18 protein-coding genes are annotated in these 18,645 nt (G+C 72.0%); 10 read left to right on the top strand and 8 right to left on the bottom strand.

The genetic code is table 11. The features are described 5' to 3' along the window. Positions 1-350 precede the first annotated feature (350 nt). Positions 351-668 carry a hypothetical protein gene (locus FLL47_RS22115; protein ID WP_144122475.1) on the bottom strand — a complete coding sequence of 106 codons (318 nt, stop codon included), beginning with the start codon at positions 666-668 and terminating at the stop codon, positions 351-353. Between the two features lie 208 nt (positions 669-876). On the opposite strand from FLL47_RS22115, the gene FLL47_RS22110 reads away from it, so the two are divergent. The 5 genes from FLL47_RS22110 (at position 877) to FLL47_RS22090 (ending at position 4,635) form a co-directional block, all read left to right on the top strand. Further along, positions 877-1,149: a GlsB/YeaQ/YmgE family stress response membrane protein gene (locus FLL47_RS22110; protein ID WP_222106138.1), complete on the top strand. Its 273-nt coding sequence runs from the start codon at positions 877-879 to the stop codon at positions 1,147-1,149. 204 nt (positions 1,150-1,353) lie between these two features. After that, positions 1,354-2,460 carry a DNA glycosylase AlkZ-like family protein gene (locus FLL47_RS22105; protein WP_144122474.1) on the top strand — a complete coding sequence of 369 codons (1,107 nt, stop codon included), beginning with the start codon at positions 1,354-1,356 and terminating at the stop codon, positions 2,458-2,460. A 64-nt stretch (positions 2,461-2,524) separates the two neighbouring features. Then, positions 2,525-3,610 carry an FAD-dependent oxidoreductase gene (locus tag FLL47_RS22100; protein ID WP_144122473.1) on the top strand — a complete coding sequence of 362 codons (1,086 nt, stop codon included), beginning with the start codon at positions 2,525-2,527 and terminating at the stop codon, positions 3,608-3,610. 160 nt (positions 3,611-3,770) lie between these two features. Next, positions 3,771-4,124: a UBP-type zinc finger domain-containing protein gene (locus FLL47_RS22095; protein WP_144122472.1), complete on the top strand. Its 354-nt coding sequence runs from the start codon at positions 3,771-3,773 to the stop codon at positions 4,122-4,124. Positions 4,125-4,224: 100 nt separating this feature from the next. Then, entirely contained in the window at positions 4,225-4,635 is a 411-nt protein-coding gene (locus FLL47_RS22090; RefSeq protein ID WP_246158458.1) for a tautomerase family protein, read from the top strand. A 4-nt stretch (positions 4,636-4,639) separates the two neighbouring features. On the opposite strand, the gene FLL47_RS22085 is transcribed toward FLL47_RS22090, so the two are convergent. The 7 genes from FLL47_RS22085 to FLL47_RS22055 form a co-directional block, all read right to left on the bottom strand. Continuing rightward, on the bottom strand, positions 4,640-5,704 hold the full coding sequence (locus tag FLL47_RS22085) for an LLM class flavin-dependent oxidoreductase (RefSeq protein WP_144122470.1): 1,065 nt from the start codon (positions 5,702-5,704) through the stop codon (positions 4,640-4,642). Further along, positions 5,701-6,753, bottom strand: coding sequence for an aldo/keto reductase (locus tag FLL47_RS22080; RefSeq protein ID WP_144122469.1), 1,053 nt, complete (start codon positions 6,751-6,753; stop codon positions 5,701-5,703). The genes FLL47_RS22085 and FLL47_RS22080 overlap by 4 nt, the downstream gene beginning before the upstream one ends. Positions 6,754-6,775: 22 nt before the next feature. Continuing rightward, positions 6,776-8,113, bottom strand: coding sequence for an LLM class flavin-dependent oxidoreductase (locus FLL47_RS22075; RefSeq protein ID WP_144122468.1), 1,338 nt, complete (start codon positions 8,111-8,113; stop codon positions 6,776-6,778). After that, a complete protein-coding gene (locus FLL47_RS22070; protein ID WP_144122467.1) occupies positions 8,110-8,847 on the bottom strand; it encodes an ABC transporter ATP-binding protein in 738 nt (245 codons plus the stop codon). The genes FLL47_RS22075 and FLL47_RS22070 overlap by 4 nt, the downstream gene beginning before the upstream one ends. Continuing rightward, positions 8,823-9,662: an ABC transporter permease gene (locus FLL47_RS22065; protein ID WP_144122466.1), complete on the bottom strand. Its 840-nt coding sequence runs from the start codon at positions 9,660-9,662 to the stop codon at positions 8,823-8,825. Before FLL47_RS22065 ends, FLL47_RS22070 begins: the two co-directional genes overlap by 25 nt. Next, positions 9,659-10,720 carry an ABC transporter substrate-binding protein gene (locus FLL47_RS22060; RefSeq protein ID WP_246158409.1) on the bottom strand — a complete coding sequence of 354 codons (1,062 nt, stop codon included), beginning with the start codon at positions 10,718-10,720 and terminating at the stop codon, positions 9,659-9,661. The genes FLL47_RS22065 and FLL47_RS22060 overlap by 4 nt, the downstream gene beginning before the upstream one ends. 425 nt (positions 10,721-11,145) lie before the next feature. Further along, positions 11,146-14,556 (bottom strand): S8 family peptidase, encoded by a 3,411-nt coding sequence (locus FLL47_RS22055; RefSeq protein ID WP_246158406.1) that lies wholly within the window; start codon positions 14,554-14,556, stop codon positions 11,146-11,148. A 161-nt stretch (positions 14,557-14,717) separates the two neighbouring features. On the opposite strand from FLL47_RS22055, the gene FLL47_RS22050 reads away from it, so the two are divergent. The 5 genes from FLL47_RS22050 to FLL47_RS43035 all read left to right on the top strand — a co-directional run bounded on the left by FLL47_RS22050 (position 14,718) and on the right by FLL47_RS43035 (position 18,580). Then, positions 14,718-15,686 carry an RNA polymerase sigma-70 factor gene (locus FLL47_RS22050; RefSeq protein ID WP_144122464.1) on the top strand — a complete coding sequence of 323 codons (969 nt, stop codon included), beginning with the start codon at positions 14,718-14,720 and terminating at the stop codon, positions 15,684-15,686. 225 nt (positions 15,687-15,911) lie between these two features. Beyond that, positions 15,912-16,169, top strand: coding sequence for a hypothetical protein (locus FLL47_RS22045; RefSeq protein ID WP_144122463.1), 258 nt, complete (start codon positions 15,912-15,914; stop codon positions 16,167-16,169). Between the two features lie 59 nt (positions 16,170-16,228). Then, positions 16,229-17,620: a peroxidase family protein gene (locus FLL47_RS22040; RefSeq protein WP_246158403.1), complete on the top strand. Its 1,392-nt coding sequence runs from the start codon at positions 16,229-16,231 to the stop codon at positions 17,618-17,620. A 69-nt stretch (positions 17,621-17,689) separates the two neighbouring features. Continuing rightward, positions 17,690-18,124, top strand: a complete 435-nt coding sequence (locus tag FLL47_RS22035; protein WP_144122461.1) for a cupin domain-containing protein — start codon at positions 17,690-17,692, stop codon at positions 18,122-18,124. 285 nt (positions 18,125-18,409) lie between these two features. Beyond that, on the top strand, positions 18,410-18,580 hold the full coding sequence (locus FLL47_RS43035; protein WP_186315832.1) for a hypothetical protein: 171 nt from the start codon (positions 18,410-18,412) through the stop codon (positions 18,578-18,580). Positions 18,581-18,645 lie beyond the last annotated feature (65 nt).

Below are 18,645 nucleotides of genomic sequence, written 5' to 3'. Positions count from 1 at the left end.
AGGCGGCATCACGCCCGCCGGAAAATGTCGGCGCTCGACGGGCGACGTCAACCTATGATCGACATAACCCGCCCAAGGCGCGTCTAACCGGTAAGGGCGCGTCCGCAGTTGGAGAGGGTGGCAGCCCGTTCGAGCCGGGCCGGGTCCGCATAATCCCTGCTCACGCCGTCAGAGGTCGGGCTGTCGACGAGGTAGTGCTCACCGGCACAGCCGGCCGTCGTGAACCACAACAGCGGGTCCACGTCGTCGGGCAGTACGGTCGGCCTCGGCTCTACCCGCGCCATGCCAGCCCCGCGGCGTGCCTTGCAGTCGGCCGCCGCCGGGCACCGGCCGGCCGGGGCGTGTCTGCGCTAATCGCCGACGCGGCTCCAGAACCCGAACTGGACGCCGTGGCGTTGCAGCAGGCGGCGCAAGTCGACTCGGGACTCGGCCTGGAACAGTGTCGCCAGCAGCGCCAGCGGATCGTCGCCGTCCAGCCCGCCGAGCGCCGTGACCAGCGCTGCGATGTCCGCGGGCGCGATCGTGAACGCCCACTCGTACTCGAAGAAGTCGGCGCCGCGGCTCAGGCTCTGGCCTTCGACGGTCAACCGGCCGTCGTCGTGGAGTGTGGCCCATTCCGCTCGCCAGCTGGTCGGCGTGCGGACCTCGGTCAGTGGCTGCCGGCGCATCGGGACCGCCTCCTCGGTAGAACTCGGCCTACGCGCGGGCGAACGGCGAGACCCCGCCCCACGCGTGCTGGCCGCCGAGTGTAGTGATCATCTGCAACCGACAGGACTTGCTGATTCGGGCAGAACATAGCAAATCAGTACGAGACACTAGAATCTCGATGCCCAGCGGGTGTCGGGACCTCGGCTTGACCGCCTGTCGACGTGAAGGGTGCTCGACGTGCTGATTCTTGCGATCTTGGTATGGGGGTTCCTGGTCGGCTGGCTGGCCTGGTTGATCGTGCGTGGTGGCGGTTTCCGAGAGGTCCGCTGGCCGCAGGCGGTCTCCGCCGGGCTCATCGGTTCGTTCGTCGGCGGACTGGGCATCAGCCTGCTCAGCGGTGACGGACTGGCGTTGCGCCCGTCCGGCTTGATCGGGTCGGTGCTGGGAGCCATCGTGGTCCTGCTGATCTGGGGCGGAGTGCAGCGTCGGCGCGAGCGCTGAGGCTTGCCGCGCCGGCCGACGAAAGCGGCGTCAGCCGCGACGGACGGCGAAGAGCTCGACCGTGAGCGTGCCGCCGTCGACCCGGACACCGAAGCCATACCGGTACTGCGCGCGGACCGCCGGATCGTCCAGGCGTGCATGCCGCCCGACGTCGGCGGTGACGGGATTTCGGGCGGTGTCGGACCGGTGTCCTAGGCTCGGGCCGTGGGGGTTCATGAGCTGACCCGCGCCGAGGCGCGCCGCATCGCCGTACGCGCCCAGCTGCTGGACCGGCCACGGCCGTCCTCGCTGCTCGACGTCGTGCGGCAGCTGACGCTGCTCCAGGCCGACCAGACCGCGGCGGTGGCGCCCAACGCGGATCTGGTGCTGTGGTCCCGGCTCGGGTCGGCCTATCGGCCGGCGGACCTGGAAGCCGCGCTGGGCAACCAGGCTCTGCTGGAGCTGCAGGGCATGATCCGACCCGCGGAGGACCTCGCGCTCCACCGCGCCGACATGGCGGATTGGCCCGGTCGTGGCGAGCTGCTCGACTGGCAGGAGTATCGGCGCGACTGGGTCGAGGCCAACCGCGGCTGCCGGATGGACATCATGCGCCGCCTGCGCTCCGACGGGCCGCTGCCGGCCCGGGAGCTGCCCGACACGTGTGAGCTGCGGTGGCCGTCGAGCGGCTGGAGCAACGACCGCAACGTGCTCAAGATGCTGGAGTTGATGGAGGCCCGGGGCGAGGTCGCCGTCGCCGGCCGGGACGGCCGCGAGCGGCTGTGGGACCTGGCGGAGCGCATCTTTCCCGATGACGACGTGGTCGCGGCCGGTGACGCGGCGCGGATCCGCGGCGAGCGGCGGCTGCGTTCGCTGGGCATCGCCCGCAGCGGCAGCGCCAAACATCCCGTCGAACCGGTCGATGTGGACGAGGCCGGTGAACCCGCCGTGATCGAGGGTTTGCGTGGCCGCTGGCGCGTCGACCCGGCCCAGGTGGGTCAGCCGTTCACCGGGCGGACCGCACTGCTGTCGCCGCTGGACCGGCTGGTCTTCGATCGCAAGCGGATGACCGAGCTGTTCGAGTTCGAGTACCAGCTCGAGATGTACAAACCCGCGGCCAAACGCCGGTGGGGCTACTGGGCGATGCCGATCCTGCACGGCGACCGGCTGGTCGGCAAGCTCGACGCCGCCGCCGACCGGCGTGCGGGCGTGCTGCGCGTCGACGCGATCCACCGGGATGTGCCGTTCACGAAGGCGATGACGGCCTCGGTCGACCGCGAGGTCGCCGAGCTGGCGGCGTGGCTCGAACTGCACCTCGATCGGCCGCTGGACTGAGCCGCCGAGCCGCGACGGGGGATATCCTCGCCTCGGCGGCGAGGCAGAAGGCACAGGTGGCGGTATGCGCAACGTGGTGGTCGTCGGCGGTGGCGTGATGGGGTCGGCGGCCGCGTGGAGCCTCGCCCCGTACGCCCAGGTCAGCGTGCTCGAACAATTCGAGCCCGGGCACGGCAGAGGCAGCTCCCACGGCAGCTCGCGGATATTCAGGCTGGCCTATCCCGACCCGTTCTACGTCGAGCTGGCGGCACGGGCCCTGCCACTGTGGCGGGAGCTGGAGCAGGAGTCCGGACAGGAGATCCTCGACCTGACCGGCGCGGTCGACCACGGGCCGCGGGAGCGGGTCGAACCGATCGAGGCGGCACTGCGCGCCGCAGGGCGGCCCGGCGAGATCCTGGCTCCGGCGGCGGCCGCCGAGCGGTGGCCCGGCCTGCGTTTCGACGAGCACGTGCTGTTCCATCCGGACGCGGGCAGGGTGCACGCCGACCGTGCCACCGCGGCGTTCCGGCAGGTGGCTGCGAAGTCGGGGGCGGACTTCCGGCACGGTGTGCGGGTGGCGTCGGTGACGCCCGCGGGTCACGACCGGGTCGAGGTCGTCACCGACGGCGGGGAGGTCCTCGTCGCCGACGCGGTCGTGCTGGCCGTCGGCGGCTGGGCACCGGACCTGGTGGCCCGTACGGTGCCGGGCCTGCCGCGGCTGCGGGTCACGCAGGAGCAGCCGGTGCACTTCCCGGCAGCCGATCCGCTGTCGTGGCCGAGTTTCCTGCACTACCGGGGCGCCACCGGATCCGAGCCGGGTGCCTATGGGCTGGGCAGCGTCGACGGGGTGAAGGTGGGCTTCCACGGCGTGGGCCCGCAAATCGACGCGGACCGCAGCGACCGGGCCGTGGACCCGGCCGCGCTGGCGAAGGTGGTGGCGTACGCCGAGCGGTGGGTGCCCGGCGTGGACACCAGCGGGGCCGTCGCGTCGACGTGCCTTTACACGCTCACGCCCGATCACGACTTCGTGCTCGACCGGCACGGGGCGGTCACCGTGCTGGCCGGGTTCTCCGGGCACGGGTTCAAGTTCGCGCCGCTGATCGGTCGGCTGGCCGCGGATCTGGTGGCCGGGCAGCGGCTGCCGCCGCGGTTCGCGCTCGGCGTCAGGTGATCGCCGAGCTGGCCGGTGCGGGAGGCCGACCCGCCAGGGCGCGCGGCGCGACGAGCTCTACCAGGCCTTCGAGGTGGCCTTCCGGCTGCGGCGAGCAGGAGATCCTGTCATCCTGAAGGTGCGGTGGCCGCACATGCCGCCGTGGTGGGCAGGTCAGCGCATGAGATACGACGAATCGGCCATAGACCCGAGCGTGCCGCCGAGCGGCACGGGGTGCGTGGAATGCGAGCAGGCCGGCACCTGGTGGCTTCATCTGCGGCGCTGCGCGGCCTGCGGTCATATCGGATGTTGTGACAACTCCCCGGCCCAACACGCGACGGGTCACGCCAAGGCGACCGGGCACTCCGTCATCTGCAGTTTCGAACCGGGCGAAGACTGGTTCTGGGACTACCGCAGCGAGTCGTTCATGAAGGGGCCTGCGCTCGCATCGCCCACCCACCACCCGGTCGATCAGCCGGTGCCGGGGCCTCGCGGCCGGGTTCCGGCGGACTGGCAGTCCAGACTCAACCCGTGACTGCGGCCGTGGCGCCCAGCGGGATTAGGGTGATCCGGATAGCCATGACACCGGCGACGGCTCGTCGCGATCGTATGCCCCCGAGGAGTTTCTCGTGCCGATGATCCAACTCACTGCTCCCGTGGGCGCGCTGACGCCCGCCGGCCGTGACAGCATCCAGAAGACCCTGGCCGCGGTGCTGCTGCGCTGGGAAGGCGCACCGGACAACGCCCTGTTCCGCAGCCTCGCCTGGACCTACCTGCACGAGCTGCCCGCCGGGGCGCAGACCACCGCCGAGGACGACGCCCCCCGGTTCCGGGTGGAGATCACCGTACCGGTGGGTGCGCTGTCCGACCGCCGCAAGGCCGGCCTGGTCGGCGAGATCACGACCGCCGTGCTGGACGCGGCCGGGCTGGCCGACGCCGACGGGCAGCGCGTCTGGGTGCTCATCCACGAACAGCCCGACGGCACCTGGGCTGCGGGCGGCCAGATCGTGCGCTACGCCGACCTGGTCGCCCTCGCCGCGAAATAGGACGTCAGCTGCGCAGCAGCGGCAGCAGTCGGTCGCCCTGTCGTCTGATCTCCGGCAGGTAGGGAGTGTCGGACAGCACGAAGTGGGTGACCCCGAGCTGCTGATACCTGCGCAGCGAGGCCGCCACGTCCTCGGCCGATCCGACCAGCCAGGTCGTGCCCGCTCCGCCGCCGCCGTACCGGCCGGGCGCGGTGTACAGGTTGTCGTCGAGCACCTCGCCACGCGCGGCGAGGTCGAGCAGCCGCCGCTGACCGACGGCGGCCCGCCATCTCGGGTCGCGCGAGGTGGCGTCCTGCGCGTCGGCCATCCTCGCGACCTTGGCTTCGGCGTCGGCCCAGGCCTGTTCCGTGGTGTCGCGCACGAGGGTGGTGATCCGCAGCCCGAACTCCAGCGGGGCGTGCTCGCGCTCCAGCTTCTGCTCCAGCAGCCGGAGCCGCTCGATCCGTTCCCGTACGCCGTCGAGCGGCTCGCCCCAGAAGAGCTGGACGTCGGCGTCGGTGGCGGCGACGTTCTCGGCGGCCTCGGACGCGCCCCCGAAGTAGAGGCGGGGGTGCCTGCGGTCGCCGCGGACGACCGTCCGGGGCACCACGGTGGCATCGGTGACGCTGAAGTGCTCGCCGTGGTACGTCACGTTCTCCTCGGTCCACAGCCTGCGTACGATCCGCAGGAACTCCCGGGTGCGGTCGTAGCGGTGCGCCTGTTCGCCCTCGGTGTCGCCGTAGGCGGCCAGGTTGTCCCTACCCGACACGATGTTGATCAGAACGCGGCCGCCGGTGAGGTGGTCCAGGGTCGCGGCGGCTGAGGCGAAGTGGGCCGGTCGCCAGTAACCGGGCCGGATCGCGATCAGCGGCTGGAACGTCGTGGTCTGCGTGGCCAGGGCGGTGGCCACGGTGAAGGTGTCCGGCCGACCCCAGCCGGTCCCGATGAGCGCGCCGCCCCAGCCGTGCTCCTCGAGCGCCTTCGCGTGGCCGACCAGGGTCTGCAGGCTGTTGTGGCCGTCGACGACGTCGTCGCCGCGATGGCCGGGCTTGGCCTGGTTGGGGATGTACCAGAGGAACTCGGCGGTCACGGGGTTCCTCCGGAGTGGTGCGCGCGACGGCGCTGTGCCGGGTCGGTCAGCGACGGCGGCTGGTAGCCGGCGTCGGCGGGGTTGAGGGTGGTGCCGGGCGGGACGATGGCGTCGATGCGGTCCAGCACGTCGGGGGAGAGCGTCACCTTGGCCGCGCCCAGCTGCGATTCCAGGTGCGCCAGGGTGCGCGGCCCGATGATCGCCGACGTGACGGCCGGGTGCTGCAGGACGAACGCGATCGCCAGGTGGATCAGCGACAGTCCGGCCTCCTCGGCGAGCGCTGTCAGCTCGGCCACGGCGGCGAGCTTGCCGGCGTTGGCGGGCAGGGCCGGGTCGAACCGGGCCGGGAACCGGTCGGCCCGGCGGGAGACCGGCCCGGCGAGCCCGGCCTGGTGCCGGCCGGACAGCCAGCCGCCCGCGAGCGGGCTCCACGGGATCACCGCGAGCCCGTGCCGCCGGGCCACCGGCAGCACCTCGCGTTCGATGCCACGAGCCAGGATCGAGTACGGCGGCTGCTCGCTGACCACCCGTTCCCGCCCTCGCCGCTGCGCGGTCCACTGGCCTTCGACGATGGCGGACGGCTCGAACGTGGAGGTGCCGAGGTAGCGGACCTTGCCTTGGCGGACCAGGTCGGAAAGCGCGCCCAGGGTCTCGTCGAAGTCGGTGTCCGGCTCCGGCCGGTGCACCTGGTACAGGTCGATCCAGTCGGTGCCCAGCCGGCGCAGGCTGTCCTCCACCGCCCGGTGGATCCAGCGGCGGGAGTTGCCCCGGTGGTGCGGGTGGTCGCCGACCTGGCCGTGGAACTTGGTGGCGAGGAAGACGTCGTCGCGCCGCCCACCGGCCAGCGCCTTGCCCACGATCTGTTCGGATTCGCCGTGGGAGTAGACGTCGGCGGTGTCGACGGCGTTGATGCCCTCGTCGAGCGCCCGGTGGATGATCCGGATGCCGTCCTCGTGGTCCGGGTTGCCCCGCTGTCCGAAGTTCATCGCGCCGAGTGTCAGCGAGCTGATCTGTACGCCGGTGCTTCCGAAGGGCCGATATTCGACCATGGCAGGTGTCCTCTCTGGGGGGTCAGCGAGTTGCGGTGGCGGGCTGCCGGGTGAACCGGTTGGCCGGGCGTGGCAGCCCGTAGTGGTCGCGCAGGGTGGTGCCCGTGTACTCGGTGCGGAACAGCCCTCGGCGCTGCAGGATCGGCACGACGTGGTCGACGAACGTCTCCAGCCCGGACGGCAGCACCGGCGGCATGATGTTGAACCCGTCGGCGGCGCCGCTGCGGTACCACTCCTCGACGGCGTCGGCGACCTGCTCGGGCGTGCCTGCGAACGTGCGGTGCCCGCGCCCGCCGCCGAGGCGTCCGATGAGCTGGCGTACGGTCAGCCGCTCCCGCCGGGCCAGGGACACGATCAGGGTGTACCGGCTCTTGGCGCCCTCGATCTCGTCCTCGTCGGGCAGGTCGGCGGGCAGCTCCCGGTCCAGGTCGAGGTCTTCGGGGGCGACCCGCAGCGTGGTGGCGAGCTGCCGCCGCGCGTACTCGGGCTTGATCAGGCGGTCCAGCTCGGCCTCCAGCGCGTGGGCCTCGGCCTCGGTGGATCCGATCGCCGGCACGATCCCCGGCAGGATCTTGATCGTGTCCGGGTCGCGGCCGGCCTGCGCGGTGCGCGACTTGAGGTCGCGGTAGAACGCCTGGGCCTCGGTGAGCGTCTGCTGGGCGGTGAAGACCGCCTCGGCGTATCGGGCGGCCAGCTCCTTGCCGTCCTCGGACGACCCCGCCTGCACGAGCAGCGGGTGACCCTGCGGCGAGCGTGGGACGTTGAGCGGTCCGGCGACGCGGAAGTGCACACCGGAGTGCGCTGTGGGGTAGAGCAACGTGTCGTCGCCCCACCGCCCGCCCTCCTTGTCGCCCAGCGGCGCGTCATCGTCCCAGCTGTCCCACAGCTTCAGCGACACGTCGACGAACTCGGCGGCCCGTTCGTACCGGTCGCGGTGGGCGGGCAGCTCGTCGAGGTTGAAGTTGCGGGCCGCGTCCACGCCGGCGGTGGTGACGATGTTCCAGCCCGCCCGGCCACCGCTGATGTGATCCAGCGAGGCGAACCGGCGGGCCAGGTTGAACGGCTCGTTGTAGGTCGTCGACGCGGTCGCGATCAGCCCGATGTGCTCGGTCGCCCCGGCCAGCGCCGTCAGCAGCACGGTGGGTTCGAGGGTGCCGGACGGCCGTCGGCCGATGCTGTTCCACAGCACCGGACTGTCGGCCAGGAACAGCGAGTCGAGTCTGCCGCGCTCGGCGACGCGGGCCAGGTGTTTGAAGTGCTCCACGTCGGTCTGCGCGAACGGGTCGCTCTCCGGCAGCCGCCAGGCGGCCTCGTGATGGCCGACGCCCATCAGGAACGCGTTGAGGTGCAGCATGGTCATCCCTCCGTGTGGTCGACGCCCAGCGCCTGTAGCAGTGACTCCCGGTACGCCAGGAACTGCGGCTGCCGGTGGGAGCGGGGCGCCGCCAGGTCGATGGCGGTGTCGACGGTGATCCGCCCCTGGTCGATCACCAGGACCCGGTCGGCGAGCGTGACGGCCTCGTCGACGTCGTGCGTGACGAGCAGGACGGCGGGCCGGTGCCGGGCGCACAGCTCGCGCAGCAGGTCGTGCATGCGCAGCCGGGTCAGCGCGTCCAGCGCGCCGAAGGGCTCGTCGGCCAGCAGCAGCTCCGGTTCGGACACCAGGGCCCGGGCCAGCGCGACCCGCTGCTGCTCGCCGCCGGATAGCTGATGGGGCCAGGCCTGCTCCCGCCCGGCGAGCCCGACCTCGGCCAGGGCCGCCCGGCCGCGCTGCGGCGCGTCCGGCGCGGGCAGCCCGAGCACGACGTTGTCCAGGACGTGCTGCCAGGGCAGCAGCCGGGCGTCCTGGAACACGACCGAGGACTTCTCCGGCACGTCGATCAGGCCGGAGCCCGCAACGTCGCGGTCCAGGCCCGCCAGCGCGCGCAGCAGGGTGCTCTTGCCCGAGCCGCTACGGCCCAGCAGCGCCACGAACTCACCCGCGCCGATCTCCAGGTCGAGGCCGTCGAGGACGGTGCGGGAGCCGAAGCGGCGCCGCAGTCCCCGGATGCGCACCGTGCGCGTGCTGGTCAGTCCGCCAGGGTGCGTCGCCATGACAGCGCCCTCCTCTGCACGAGCCGGACGGCGCCGTCGGACAGCAGCCCGAGCAGCCCGTACAGCACGAGTCCGACGATGATGATGTCCGTCTGGCCGTACTGGCGGGCCAGTTCCATCATGTAGCCGATGCCGCTGGTCGAGTTGATCTGTTCGACGACCACCAGGGACAGCCACGCCCCGACGACCGCGAACCGCATGCCGAGCAGGAAGCCGGGCAGCGCGCCGGGCAGTACGATCCGGCGCAGGAACACGGCCGGCCGCAGCCGCAGCGACTCGCCCAGTTCGACGTATCGGCTGTCGATGCTGCGCAGCCCGTTGTGGGTGTGGATGTAGACGGGCACGAAGACGCCGAGCACGATCGTGGTGATCTTCATCTGCTCGCCGATGCCGAGCCAGAGGACGAGCAGCGGGATCAGCGCGACGCCCGGGATGGCCCGTTTGATCTGGACCGGGCCGTCGAGGACGGCCTCGCCCCACCGGCTGAGGCCGGAGATCAGCGCGAGCACCGTGCCGATGACGGTCCCGATGGCCAGGCCGAGTCCGGCCCGCTGGGCCGATACGGCCAGGTTGTCCTGCAGACGGCCGTCGGCGATGAGCTCACCCGCCGTCGTCACGACGGTCCAGGGGGCCGACAGGGTCCGGGAGTCGAGCCAGCCCGCCGCCGAGCCGACCGCCCACAGCGCCAGGAGCAGCAGCGGGCCGAGGGCCGCCGCGAACGGGACGGCCCGGCCCGGCCCGAGGCGGCGTCTCGGTCTGCGGGCGGGGGCGGTCGCCGCGGACGTCCGGGGCCTGGCGAGCACGGAAGCGGTCACCGGGCACCTCCTGCGGCGAGCGCGTCGGCGGCGACGGTCTCGTACCGCCGGTCGTAGAGGTCCTCGGCCTTGAGCGGCTTGTTGCCGGTCTCCTTGGCCAACAGGTCGATGGTCTCCTGGTGCCGGGCGATCGCCTCGGTCCAGGTCGGCGGGATGTCGGCCACGCCCACGTTGGCGACGATCCACCGCCCGTCCTCGGTGGTCAGGCCCTGGTCCTTGACGTAGTACCGCTCGATCCATTCGTCGGGGTTGGCTTCGCGCCACCGCCAGGCCCGGGCCCACACCTGCACGTACTCCCGGATCGCGGCAGCCTTCGCCGGGTCGGCCAGCACGGTGACGGGCGCGTACAGGTGACCGGGATCGTCGCGCAGCCCGTGCGCGATGGTCGTCGCGCCGTCCTTGCCGTACTTGGTCTCGTAGCGTTTGACCTGGACACCCCCGATCGGGGCGACGTCGACCTGGCGGCTGGCGAGCGCGTTGGCGTAGACGTCGCCGGTGCTCGGCAGCTCGATCAGCTCGACGTCCTTCTTGGTCAGCCCGGCCTTGTGCAGCACCCGCAGCACCAGCGCGCCCTGCGCCTGCCCCGGGCTGTACGCGACCTTCTTGCCCCTGATGTCGGACAGGGAGCCGACCGCGGCCCCGGGCGCGATGCCCAGCCGGTAGATGGCGTGGTTGAGCGGGTCCTGCCGGAACTTCGAGGCTACGATCTTCGTGGGGATGCCGGTCCAGTGGGAGTGGATCGGGGGGATGTCGGCGACCGAGCCGATGTCCAGCGCCCGGGCGCGGAACGCCTCCAGGGTCTGCGGGCCGCCGCTGAGGTTGGCCCACTCCACCTGGAACGTCAGCTGCTTCGCCGCGCCGGAGAACTCGATCGCCTTCTGGTGCTCCTTGTCGCCCACGACGAGCTTGGTGCCGCTCGGCACGGTCGCGGGCAGCGCGGCGGTGAGGGCCAGCGCCCCGGCGGGCGTCTCGTCCTGGGCGCAGGCGGTCAGGCTCAACGCGACGGCGCCGAGGGTGGCGGACAGGAACGCCCTGCGGTCCATGGGTGGCGGTTTCACTGGTGACTCCTTCGTGGATGGACGCACGGCGGCATACCGCGCCGGGTGGTGGAGCGGTGGTGTGCCGTCGCGGAGGTGGCCGGGTCACGGGCATGGATGAGCGCGGCGCGGCATGGCGCGGCCGTGGATCGGTCAGCGAAGCAGCAACCGGTCGTCGACCGGCTGCGTCGCGAGGGGACGGCGGTGCTGTGTGCTCAGCAGCAGCAGCCGCGCGCCGTGGTCCAGCAGCGGCAGCATCCCCGCGACACCGCGACTGCGGTGGCGTCGAGCGGGGTCTGCCGGCTTGTCATGGCCCAGACGTTATCCCACATCTCCTATCTGCGAAATAGGAGTTCCATTTGTTGGGAACAATCGATAATGGCCGTGCCGGGCCGGGTGAGTACCCAGCCCGGCACGGCCACCGGTGTTCGCGACGGATTCCGGCGTCAGCCGGCGCGATAAGCCCGGATGATGGTCTGCTCCAGGGCGCTGCCGGCCGAGGCGCCGACCTTCACCCGCAGCGAGACGGCCTGACCGGCCGACGGCGTCGGCAGCGTCGCGGCGAAGCCGTCGCCGTCTGCCGACACGGTTACCCGCTGCCAGCTCGCCCCGTCGTCCCATGAGGTCCACAGCTGGAACGACGTGATGTGCTGCCGCGGCACACCGTGTGCCTGGCGGACCGTGAACCGGGCGCTGCCCCCGGTCGGGCGGTTCGCCACGTCCAGCGGCAGCGCGTAGTCGACCGACAGCAGGGCCACCGGTGCGCTCTCGGTCCCCGCGGGCGCGGCCGACCGGAAGGTCCAGGCGGTGGTGACCCGGGTGGAGACCGGAAGCAGAGCACTGGCGTCCAGGTCGTAGGTGAGCCGGTAGGTGGCGGCGCCCACCGGGATCGGGAAGTCGCCGAACGACTCGGGCCGCTGCCCCAGCAGCTTGCCGTCGCGGTGCAGGGTCAGCGTTCGCGTGGTCATCGACCAGCCGTCACCCCAGCCCAGACAGTCGAAGCGCTGATGCTCGTCGGTCAGGTCGACCAGCTCGACATGGAGGTTGCCGCTGGTACGCCGCACCGGCGTGGGCGCGCAGCTGCTCGACGACGGCACCGGATCGTCGTACCAGTCCGGCCGCAGCGGCTGGCGTACCCACACCTTCTGCTGCCGGCTGCCCGGGGCGTACGTTCGCCCGGACTCCTGGGTCACCACGCCGTAGCCGATCCCGGCGTCGTAGAACGCCTCGTCCTTCCACACGTAGCCCGGCGTGACGTAGTCCACGCGCTCGCCGGCGACGCCGTCGGTCGAGCCCTCGGCGATGTACCCCCCGGACGGGCTGAAGCCGTACCGCTTGTGCCCGACGTAGGTCTCCGGCGTGTCCAGGAGATGGAACCGCTGCTCGATGCGGGCGAGCCTGGCCTGCTCGGCCGTGCCGATCCGGTAGTCGAGGTCCGGTGGGATCCCGTGGCCCAACGGCCGGATCAGGTCGTACAGGAACGGGCTCGGCCCCTGCCCGGGTGCGACGAGCGAGTACGAGGCGTAGGCGTCGAACGTGCCCAGGCCCGGTCCGCTCACCGGGGTGGCGAACACGCTGCCCTTGCGGGCGTCCTCACCCCACGCGAAGGCGAAGTCCGTCCAGCCCGGACCGTGCCGCGGCGTCTGCTCGTAGGTGAGCCCGACCGCGTTCGGTACGGTCTCGACCCCGTCCACGGCGGCGGTCACCGGCTTCGCCCGCGCGCCGTCGAGCACCAGGGCGGTGTCCGCGGCCACCGGCACGTCCGGGTCGCCGATCAGGCCCATCCGCCACGACGTCGAGGACAGGTCCCAGATCGAGGCCATCACGCTGTACCGGCCGGCGGGCACCCGCACCCGCACGGTCTCGCCCGGCGGGACGTCCCAGCGCACCGCATACAGCGCGCGATCGTCGAGGTTCACCACGTTCGCCCATACCAGGACCTCGGCGTCGGCCGGGGTCTGCGGCAACGGGGTCGAGGTCAGCGCCAATTCGTGGCTGGGCGGCTCCACGTAGAACGTCACCGGGGTGCCGGCCACGAACGATCCGGTCGGCGTGCGTGCGGTGACCACGGCCGTGTACAACCCGGGGGAGGTTGCGAGCCGGGCCCGGTCGATCCGCAGGTCGACCGATGCCTTCATGCCGGGGGCGAGGACCGCCGACCGCGCCGACAGGGTCGCGGTGCCGGCGGGAGCGCTCGTCCCGTGCCGGTCCGTGACGGCCACGCTGAACCGCAACGCCGCGGGCAGCAGCGCCGCGGTGTTCGTCCACGACAGCGCCGCCCGCGCGGTGCCCGATTGCGGATGGGCGAACGTGCCCAGGTTGACGACCGGTTGCCCGCTGACCGCGCCGTGCAGCGCGCGCACGACGTTCAGGCGGCCCGCGCCGACCGTGTACGGGTCGGCGCCGGCGAGCGGGTCGCCCGCACCGACCAGCGCGGCTTTGTACTGCGCGGCTGTCCAGTCCGGATGGCGCTGGGCGAGGATCGCGGCCGCACCGGCGACATGCGGCGTGGCCATCGAGGTGCCGGACGCAGCCGTGTACCGGGCGTCGATCACCCGGCCCATGCTGGTGCCGGCCGCTCGCGCGGCGACGATGTCCACCCCCGGCGCGACCAGTTCGGGCTTGGCCGCGCGAGTGTTGATCAGCGGGCCGCGGCCGGAGAAGTCGGCCGGCACGTCGCGGCTGTCCACCGCCCCAACGGTCAGCGCGGAGGCGGCCGCGGCCGGTGACGAGACGGTGCCGTCGGCCGGGCCGTCGTTGCCGGCGGCCACGACGAACAGGGTGCCGTGCCGGCCGGTCAACGCGTCGACGGCCAGCGACAGCGGGTCGGTGCCGTCGCTCGGCTCCCAGCCGCCCAGGCTCATGTTGATCACATCGGCGCGGGCGGCCGCCCATTCCATCCCGGCGATGATCTGCGAGTCGGTGCCGTAGCCGGAGTCGTCGAGCACCTTGCCGATCAGCAGGTCGGCCTCCGGGGCGACACCGCGGCGCGCACCGGCCGAGCCTGCGCCCGTGCCCGCGATGGTGGCGGCGACGTGGGTGCCGTGCCCGAAGCGGTCGACACCGTCGCCGTCGTCGCTGCTGAAGTCGGCCCACTGCGCGATGCGGCCCGTCAGGTCGGGGTGGGTGAAGTCGACACCGGTGTCGAGCACGGCCACCTTCGTGCCGCGGCCGGTGAACCCGGCTGCCCACGCCTGCGGCGCCGACACCTGGCGCAGGTTGGCGTCGAGACCGGTGCCGCCCGACTCCGCGGTCGCCCGTACCCGACGGTCCAGCCACACGCGGGTTCCGGAGCCGTCGGCGGCGCGCCCAGCGGGGAGTTGCGAAAGCGCCTCGGTGAAGTCGGCCGCCTTCGCCTTGGGCTGGCGGCCTGCCACCGCCCCGATGCTCGCCAGCGTCCGCACCCGGCCCAGGGCGGTGGTCAGCGACCGTCTCGCCTGCGGGCCGTCGCCCTGTCGCACGATCAGCGGGAGGTCCTTGGACCGCGCGTCGTCGTAGCCCTCGAGGATCAGGGTGGTCACGTCGAACAGCGACTCGTCCAGTACCGAGCCGATCAGCGCCGCCGCCTGCCCCGGCACGACCCGGACGTGGCCGTCGGGGCCGCAGCTGCGCTGGAGCACCCCGCTGGGGTTCGCCGGTCTGACCGAGACCACCGGGCAGCCCGACTGCCGGGTCTGCACCGTCACGACGTCGCCGGTGAGCAGTGTGACCGTGTATTGCCGGCCGGCCGGCAAAGGTGTGCGAACGGCGCCGTGGGCGGGCTGGTCCGCGGCACCGACGCCCGCGGCGCCGAGTGTGGCGGCCAGCAATGCGGCCGGCAGTGCGAGCAGGAGGGTTCGGGGTCTGATGTGGATCACATCGGACTCCTTTCTGGATCGAGGCGAACCGCCGAGGGTGCGGCCGGCGCCTCCACTCCTAACGGATGCCGCTCGACACGAGGTTGCAACAGTCCACCGATTTGCCATGATCCGTTGCGAATCGGTGCCAGCCGAGCGGGAAAGATCGTTAGCATGGTGGTGTGCCGGCTCCGGATCAACCGTCGGCGGCTGCTCTCGAGGTGGCCGCGTCGGTGTTCGCGAGCCTCCGGTCGCGGCTGTTCGGGATCGCCTACCGGATGCTCGGCAGCTCGGCCGAGGCCGAGGACATCGTGCAGGAGGCTTGGCTGCGGTGGCAGACCTGCGACCGCGACGCGGTGCGCGATCCGGGCGCTTTCCTGGCCACCACGACGACGCGGCTGGCGATCAACGCCCTTCGATCAGCTCGGGCACGTCGCGAGACCTACATCGGGCCCTGGCTGCCCGAACCGGTCGACACCAGCGCAGACCCGGCGCTGGGTGCCGAAACCGGCGAGGCGCTCGAATTGGCGATCCTGGTCCTGATGGAGAAGCTGTCGCCGACCGAACGCGCCGCGTATGTGCTCCGCGAGGCCTTCCACTACCCGTATGAGCAGATAGCGGGCATCGTCCAGGCGACCGAGGACAACACTCGGCAGCTGGTCAGCCGGGCCCGCAAACGGGTCGCCGACCGACGCCGCGGGTCGGTGCGCCCGACCGAACAGCGGCGCCTGCTGACCGCCTTCCTGGCCGCTGCCCGCAAGGGGGACTTCTCCGCGCTGGAGGAGCTTTTCGCGTCGGAGGTCGTCAGCTACTCCGACGGCGGCGGGGCGGTCCGGGCCGCCCGGCACCCCGTGGCCGGCAGGACGACCGTGGCGAAGTTCCTCGTGGCGTTCGCGCCGACCTTCTGGGCCGGTGCCGAACTCAGCTGGGTCGAGGCCAACGGCCGGCCGTCGGTGCTGATCTCCCGCGATGGCACCGCCTTCGTGCTGGTGACGATCAGCGCCACGGACCACGGCATCGATCAGATCATGTGGGTGATGAACCCCGCCAAACTCGCGAGCATCTCCGCGGCGAAGTCCACCCCGACCGAGCCGGATCTCTCCGGCGGGCCGGCGCGCCGACCCGGTCCGCCGCTCGCGCAGGACGCGTGAACGCGGCGTACTGACGGGCACGCCGCGGTGACACCGGTCGCGCCGGAATCTCACGCCGAGGAATTTCGCGGGAGCTGTCACAGGCCGCGGGCCTGCCCTGTCTTAGCTGGTGGACGGGCCAACCCCGCCCCGGCTGCCGGACGACGACGCGATGCTCGGCGAGATCCGCCACCGCGATCGGCCGGGCCGAGACGCACCCGCGAAATGACACATCCTGGAGGAGAGATGTACACCCCGACCGGCGACAGCGCCTTTCTGCACGAGCTCGAGGTCGAAGTGAAGGCCGAGCTGTCCGTGGCCGAGTCCAGCCTGCCCGAGGAGGAGGCAGCCGCGGTGCCCATGGACGAGTGGGTCTTCGATCCGGCGTACGCCCAGAGCGAGGAGGTCGGGCTCCGCAGCCTGCTCGGTGCGGTCGAGGCCCTGGAAGACGACTCCCGGCCCGACGACATCGGCCGTGAGCCGGGGCAGCCGAGGTCGTCATGACGACGGGGCATCTGACCAACCGGTCCGAACCGGGCCCTGCCCCGGCATACGCTCGGCAGGTGAGCAGCGCTCCAGCACACCCGCACGGCAGCCGGGTGGCCGCCCGCGACCACTGCCTCAGCCTGGCCCGCGCGGTCGACCGGCCCACCGGGGCGGCGCGCTACGGCCGTATGTTCCCGGGTCTCGCCCCGCTGGGCACCGACCCGCAACTGCTGATGCGTGCGGGCGCCGACGGCGGGGTCTGCGACGCCACCGCGGCGCTGGACCGGCTCGGTCCCGGCCGCGACGACGCCGCCGAGGCCGCCGGATGGCCCTTCTTCGGCCAGCTCATCGCCCACGACATCACCGCCGACCGCTCACCCATCATGGGCGGCGTCGATCCCGAGGCGCTGCGCAACGCCCGCGCCCCGAAGCTCAACCTGGAGATGGTCTACTCCGACGGCCCGATCGGCTCGCCCTACCTGTACGACCTGCACGACGCGGCGAAGTTCCTGCTCGGCCCGGACGGCGGCGACGTGCAGCGCAACGCCCAGGGCGTCGCACTCATCGGCGACCCGCGTAACGACTCGCACCTGTTCGCGTTGACGCTGCACATCGCGCTGATGCGTGCGCACAACCGCATCGTCGACCTGCTTCGCGTGGCAGACGTGCCCGAGCCGGATCTGTTCGACAAGGCGCGCATCACCCTCACCTGGCACTACCAGTGGATCATCGTCCACGACTTCCTGCCGCGGCTGGTCGGAGCCACGCTGGTCGAGCAGGTGCTCGCCGAAGGCGGCCGGTGGTTCGCGCCGCCGGCGGGACAGGCGTACATCCCGCTCGAGTTCGCCGACGCCGCGTTCCGCTACGGCCACGGCCAGATCCGGCACACCTACCGGCTCGTCGACGGCGGTCCCGCCGTGCCGCTCTTTCCCGACCTGGTCGGATTCGGCCCGCTGCCCGCCGACCGCCGCCTGGACCTCGCGCAGGTCTTCGATCTGCCCGGCCACCCGCCTGCGCAGCGCGCCAAACGCCTCGACGGGCGGCTCGCCGCCAGCCTCATCGGCCTGCCCGAGCAGGTCACCGGCGCGGTCGACACCGCGGCCTACCGCTCGCTGGCCGTCCGCGACCTGCTGCGCGGCGACACCACCGCGCTGCCCAGCGGCGAGGCGGTCGCCCGGCTGCTGGGCGTGGACCCGCTGACCGCCGACGAACTGGAGCAGAGCTGGCCGCAGGGCACTCCGCTGTGGTTCTACATCCTCAAGGAGGCCGAGCATCGCGGCGACGGCGACCGGCTCGGCCCGGTCGGCGGGTGCATCGTCGCGGAGGTCCTCATCGGCCTGCAGCGCGCCGACGCCGCGAGCTACCTGAGCCTGGCACCGGGCTGGCGGCCGACCCTGCCCACCGCCGGGCCGGACTTCAGCCTGGCCGACCTGCTGGCCCTCGCTTCGGATGGCGTCGCGTCGGCATGACGGCGCGCCCGGCCGGGCAGCCGGCGAGCACCGCAGACTCCACCACGACTCGTCTCGGAGGTATCTCCCATGGCAGACAACGATCCGACCACCGCGCAGCAGCCGCGATCGACGGCCTGGCAGACGGCCCTCACCATGCTGCAGGAGGCGGAGCCGCCCTTCATCCCGGCGGGAGCGCACGCGATGACCGTGGTCATCGAGTATCCGCCCGGCGATCCCGGCACGCCGCCGCACCGGCACTCCGGCCCGGCGTTCGGCTACGTGCTGGAAGGCGAGATGCTGCTGGAGCTGGAGGGCGAACCCGAGCGGGTCGTGCGCGCCGGAGAGGCGTTCTGGGAAGCGGGCGGCGACGTCATCCACTACCAGGACGGCAACAACCGCGACGACGTGCGGCTGCGTTTCACCGTCACCATGTTGTGCGAGCCGGGCAAACCGATGCTCGTCCTGGTGGACGACGAAGAGCTCGCCCAGCGTAGGGACAGGCGTGCCCCCAGGCCGTCATGAGCAGAGCCGATGGCCTACTCGAGCGGTGTATCGGGGGAGCGCTCATCGCCGGCCATCGAGCCGCAGTGTGCAACGTTGTCAAAATGAGCGTCTCCAGGGCTGCGGAGGGCTCCGGCGAACCGATGCTCCCGCTCCACCCGCAGCGCCCTCACCTGGCATAGAAGCATGTTGCCAAGATTGACAATTGGTGAGCTCAAGTTTGCGCCCCGTTGGCAAGTCCGCTACCGTGCCGGGGCGGGTCGGCGAACAACCGGCCTGACGGACCATCCCCCACGGAGGAAGCCCATGTTCAACAACGCACGCCTGCTGCTCGTCGGCGGCCTCGCCGCACTCGCCACCGTGTTCGCGGTCGCCGTCGGCGCGACCATCGAGCCGAACGAGCCCGTCCAGCCGACGTCGGTCGTGCTCGCCGACGGTCCCGAGATCGACCCGCGCGCCAACATCGACTGGCCCTGATCGGCGTACCGGCCGCGTGATCGCGGTCTGACCTCGCCGTATACGGCGCCGCCACGGGGGCGGTC

Origin of the sequence: Catellatospora sichuanensis (assembly GCF_007483665.1) — a bacterium.
GTDB lineage: Bacteria > Actinomycetota > Actinomycetes > Mycobacteriales > Micromonosporaceae > Catellatospora > Catellatospora sichuanensis.
This window is presented reverse-complemented; position numbering and strand designations above follow the sequence as displayed.

What these genes read in the sequence shown, in the direction of transcription:
- FLL47_RS43035 (WP_186315832.1), top strand. Translation starts at nt 18,410, where the DNA reads ATGTTCAACAACGCACGCCTGCTGCTCGTCGGCGGCCTCGCCGCACTC.
- FLL47_RS22095 (WP_144122472.1), top strand. Translation starts at nt 3,771, where the DNA reads ATGAGATACGACGAATCGGCCATAGACCCGAGCGTGCCGCCGAGCGGC.
- FLL47_RS22045 (WP_144122463.1), top strand. Translation starts at nt 15,912, where the DNA reads ATGTACACCCCGACCGGCGACAGCGCCTTTCTGCACGAGCTCGAGGTC.
- FLL47_RS22115 (WP_144122475.1), bottom strand. Translation starts at nt 668, where the DNA reads ATGCGCCGGCAGCCACTGACCGAGGTCCGCACGCCGACCAGCTGGCGA.
- FLL47_RS22035 (WP_144122461.1), top strand. Translation starts at nt 17,690, where the DNA reads ATGGCAGACAACGATCCGACCACCGCGCAGCAGCCGCGATCGACGGCC.
- FLL47_RS22075 (WP_144122468.1), bottom strand. Translation starts at nt 8,113, where the DNA reads ATGACCATGCTGCACCTCAACGCGTTCCTGATGGGCGTCGGCCATCAC.
- FLL47_RS22080 (WP_144122469.1), bottom strand. Translation starts at nt 6,753, where the DNA reads ATGGTCGAATATCGGCCCTTCGGAAGCACCGGCGTACAGATCAGCTCG.
- FLL47_RS22070 (WP_144122467.1), bottom strand. Translation starts at nt 8,847, where the DNA reads ATGGCGACGCACCCTGGCGGACTGACCAGCACGCGCACGGTGCGCATC.
- FLL47_RS22090 (WP_246158458.1), top strand. Translation starts at nt 4,225, where the DNA reads ATGATCCAACTCACTGCTCCCGTGGGCGCGCTGACGCCCGCCGGCCGT.
- FLL47_RS22100 (WP_144122473.1), top strand. Translation starts at nt 2,525, where the DNA reads ATGCGCAACGTGGTGGTCGTCGGCGGTGGCGTGATGGGGTCGGCGGCC.